The organism is Betaproteobacteria bacterium (assembly GCA_009377585.1).
In the GTDB taxonomy this organism is placed as follows: Bacteria; Pseudomonadota; Gammaproteobacteria; order Burkholderiales; family WYBJ01; genus WYBJ01.
The window spans coordinates 1-3,808 of record WHTS01000231.1; the positions used below are offsets into that span (position 1 = coordinate 1).

Annotated in this window: 5 protein-coding genes and 1 pseudogene; 4 read left to right on the plus strand and 2 right to left on the minus strand. The window is 63.2% G+C overall.

Annotated features, from left to right (window positions below):
* The first annotated feature begins 117 nt into the window (after window positions 1–117).
* Window positions 118–351, plus strand: a pseudogene (locus GEV05_30780) (tyrosine-type recombinase/integrase).
* Window positions 352–412: 61 nt separating this feature from the next.
* Here GEV05_30780 and GEV05_30785 read toward each other — a convergent pair.
* Entirely contained in the window at window positions 413–739 is a 327-nt protein-coding gene (locus GEV05_30785; protein ID MPZ47663.1) for a transcriptional regulator, read from the minus strand.
* A 66-nt stretch (window positions 740–805) separates the two neighbouring features.
* Between GEV05_30785 and GEV05_30790 the strand changes: the two genes are divergently transcribed.
* The 3 genes from GEV05_30790 to GEV05_30800 are packed head-to-tail and all read left to right on the plus strand — an operon-like array spanning window position 806 to window position 1,790.
* Window positions 806–1,048 (plus strand): AbrB/MazE/SpoVT family DNA-binding domain-containing protein, encoded by a 243-nt coding sequence (locus GEV05_30790; protein ID MPZ47664.1) that lies wholly within the window; start codon window positions 806–808, stop codon window positions 1,046–1,048.
* Entirely contained in the window at window positions 1,048–1,392 is a 345-nt protein-coding gene (mazF, locus tag GEV05_30795; protein ID MPZ47665.1) for an endoribonuclease MazF, read from the plus strand. Before GEV05_30790 ends, mazF begins: the two co-directional genes overlap by 1 nt.
* A gap of 14 nt (window positions 1,393–1,406) precedes the next feature.
* Window positions 1,407–1,790, plus strand: coding sequence for a hypothetical protein (locus GEV05_30800; GenBank protein MPZ47666.1), 384 nt, complete (start codon window positions 1,407–1,409; stop codon window positions 1,788–1,790).
* A gap of 161 nt (window positions 1,791–1,951) precedes the next feature.
* Here GEV05_30800 and GEV05_30805 read toward each other — a convergent pair.
* On the minus strand, window positions 1,952–3,808 hold a 1,857-nt coding region (locus tag GEV05_30805; protein MPZ47667.1), incomplete at its 5' end, for a DUF3987 domain-containing protein.

Genomic DNA, 3,808 nt, shown 5'->3' on the forward strand with positions numbered 1-3,808 from the left:
TAGAAGCTTGATTCCCGCTCCAATATCTCTCGTCGCTAACCCGACGGCGCCTCGTTCCGACCGTGAATTCCAAACCGGCCAATTGCTACGAAATTCGCGCCGGCGCTGACACGCGAGGACATGACCGGCCACGGATTTCGCAGCATGGCGTCGACGTTGCTCAACGAGCAAGGCTGGAACCGCGACGCGATCGAGCGCCAGCTCGCCCATGCCGAGCGCAATTCGGTGCGCGCCGCGTACAACTATGCGGAGCATCTGCCCGAGCGGCGCAAGATGATGCAGGCGTGGGCGGATTACCTCGATAAGCTGAGGACGGGTGCGAGCGTCGTCGAGTTGGTTCGCGTCGCTTGAAGCGCTGCGGGTCAGCCCGCCACGTTCGCATGCTTCATGTTTTCACGGCGATGCGTGTTCGTCAGTGACCAACACGGACATCTATCGAGATGCCGGACGTGCGCTGAAGGCGATCAATCACCGCGAACAGGTTCTTGGCCTGCGGATTGCCGCGAGGGCCGAACATCCGCATCAAGCTCTTGGGTGGTGTACCCGTCGCCTTGCCCAGTTCCTCGAAGCCAACCGTTGCATTGATGTAATCGCGCAGAACTGCTTTGCCGGTGTCTACATCGTCCTCGAGGATCGACTGCACTGCCCGCAGCGGACAACCGACCCTACGCTTGACTGTTGACCGATGGCGGCGTTCCGGCGCTGTGTCATCTCGCTCGAACCGACGAATCAAGTCCAGCCAAACCTGTTGCTACTAGCGGATGATGTATCTACAATGTAGAAACATCCAAGCAAGGAGCTCGCCATGGAATCGACAATCCGCAAGTGGGGAAATAGCCCAGCGATCAGGCTCCCGAGCGCCGTGATCAAGGCCGCGGCGTTCAGCCTGGAGCAGAAGGTCACGCTCCGCGTCACGCGCGGCCGAATCATCATTGAACCGTCCGACAAGGTCGAATACGACCTCGACAAGTTGCTGGACGGTATCACCGCTAAGAACCTGCACAAGGAAGCTAGCTTCGGCAAGCCGGTTGGCAAAGAGATGCTTTGATGGCAACTCGCGGCTATGTGCCCGAGGTCGGCGATGTCGTATGGCTTGAATTCGACCCTCAAGCCGGACATGAACAGTCCGGCCACCGACCGGCGCTGGTGCTGTCTCCGGCTCGTTACAACGGCAGGACCGGGCTGATGATCTGCTGCCCCATGACTACGCAGAGTAAGGGATACCCCTTCGAGGCAGGCGTGGATTTCGACGGGGTGACAAGCGTAGTCTTGGCCGACCAGGTCAAGTCGCTCGATTGGAAGGCGCGTCGCGCGCGAAAGAAGGGGACCGTGCCGTCCGAGGTCGTGGCGCACGTGCGCGCAATGCTGAAGGCGCTACTGCTGATGACCTGACACGCTTTCCGGACATGAAAACCTGCATCGTGCCGCTGTTTACCGAGCTGATCAGCATCGCCATGAAGACCGTCGGTCTGGCGGAGCCGCTTCGTGACGCACTGGCACCGCTGGCTGCAAAGATTACGGCAGCTTTCGCGTACGGATCGGTGGCGAAGCGTTCGGACACTGCAATCAGCAACATCGACTTGATGGTCATCAGTGACAGCGTGATCTATGCCGATGTCTACGCTGCGCTGGAGCCGGTGAGTTCCAGACTCGGGCGAACGGTGAATCCGACCGTCTATAGACGGCAGCAGCTCGCCCGCCGCGTCAAAAAAGGCGCCGCCTTTACAACGCGCGTGCTCCAACAGCCAAAGATATGGCTGATCGGATCGGAAGATGTCCTCCCCGCTTGAGCGCCTGACGGGACTTGGCAAGGCGCAGTCGAAGCCCCGGCATGCTGAGTACACCAACATCGCTGCTACTCTTGCTACACATGACTCGAGCACGCGTGGAACTGTAGCAAGAGTAGCAATGGTAGCAAGGCGCGCAGAGCAAGAAACTGGCGCGTGGCCGCTCATGCGCTCTCGTCCAGCAACGCCGGATTGATCGCGACGTAGCGCCGGCGACCTTCGTTTTCCAGCCGTGCGCGTCCTCGCTCGGCCAGCATGGCCATGATGGACTTGAAGGCCTGGTTGTCGCGCGCACTCTTCGGACCATACTGAAAGATCCGGCGCGTAGCGATGCGATCCGTCTTGCCTGCACGAGCCTCGCTGCGCAGCCATTCATCGAGACGCACGGCGGCGGCAAGCGCAGGCGGCGTGTCGAGCTCCCCGAGCAATCGACGCGCTTCTCCGAGATGCCAAGTGATGACGGCCGTGGCCGCTGCAACGGCGTCGACGCCGATCGGTCCTGCCGGGCCATGCTCCAGCACGTGGAAGAGTGCCGCCAACCGCGCAACGTTCTCGGCTGCCTTGGCCGCGACATCGCGGATGTCGCGAAACTCGCCATGGGCGCCGAGCTCGTCCTCCACGCAATCGTGAATGGAGATCCATTCGGAGCGCGCGGCGGGCGAGAGCTCCAGGACAGTAGGGCACAGGCATCCGTGCTCGTCGGTCACGAACGGCTCGTCGAGCAGCTCGCGGATGCGCCCTGCGAATCGCTCTACGGACGGCAGAGCGGAAGGCGCCGGCCGGTAGCGGCGTGAGCCCTGAGTGCTCGCCGGCCAGGCGATCAGGAAACGGGCGAGGAACCCCGTGCCGCGCGGCAACGTGCCGGCACGTTCCAAAAATCCCCGCAGTGCCTCTGGCTGGATCATCAACCCGAACGTGAGCCGCCGGCCGCGCAGCTGAAAGGACGGCTTCGAGCGGCGGTCGATCGCCATCTCGCCACCGTCCCAAAGCACATTGAGCAGGGCGAGATTGCGCAGGATAGTCTCCTGTCCCATGCTGTGTGCACCGAACACCGCGCCCGCCTCGGCCGAAAGGACACCGCCGCTCGGCCATCCATTCGCCAGCGAAAACGCCAGCGCCTCCGGCGTGGCATCGGCGTAGAGCAGGCGCGCGACGCGCAGAGCTTGCGGCGGATCGCGGACCAAGTCCTGCAGCTCGCGTTCGCAGCCGGACGTGTCTTCGCCCTTGCGCCGCTTGAGCTTGATCGCATCGAGAATCCCGGCTTTCTTCGCCTCGAACACGGCGGCCGCGGCCTCGGCTCGCGCGATGTCAGGCACCGATGCCTGCCGGCGCTCGCTCTCCCAGTCGCGCAGCGCCCGACAGAACATCGCATCGCATGTCGTCTTGCGCTCACCGGAATCGGCGACTGACAGGAGATAGATGGAAACCGGCCCGACGAGCTGCTGATCGCGGCGGACGTTGATCAAGGCCTGCGCCGCAAGTGATAGCGCAGCCAGTGCCGAGCACGCGACCAGTGCGGCAGGGGCTTGGACGAAACGCTGTACCTCATTCACCGCATCGCGCATGAGCGGCGGAAGAGCATCGACGGGATACGGGTGCGCCGTCAGCTGCTCCGCCAGAGGCTCCGGATCAGGCCAGTGGCGGGCGCCTGCTGCGCCGGCGAATGCGTGATTCCCAACCGCCTCATCGGGCACTACGCTGCAGGCCGCAGTAATCGCCTCGCGCACGGCTTCCGGCCCGCACAATCTGTGCAGGTCGTTGAAATCGATTACCCCTCTTGAGCGGTCCTCACCGAATATCGGAACCGCAAGCAGCGCCCCGACAGCTCGGGCGGCGGCATGAGCGTTGGCGAGTCCCGGATTCCCGACGGTCTCCCGGTCATCGTCCGCACAGACAATCAGATGCGCGCCGGGATGCTGTTGCCGGATTGCTTCGGCCACAGCGCTGAGATTCCCGGCGCTAAATGCGACGACGGTGGTATGACCAGTGGCGGCGTGAATGCTGGCGGCGGTTGCGTACCC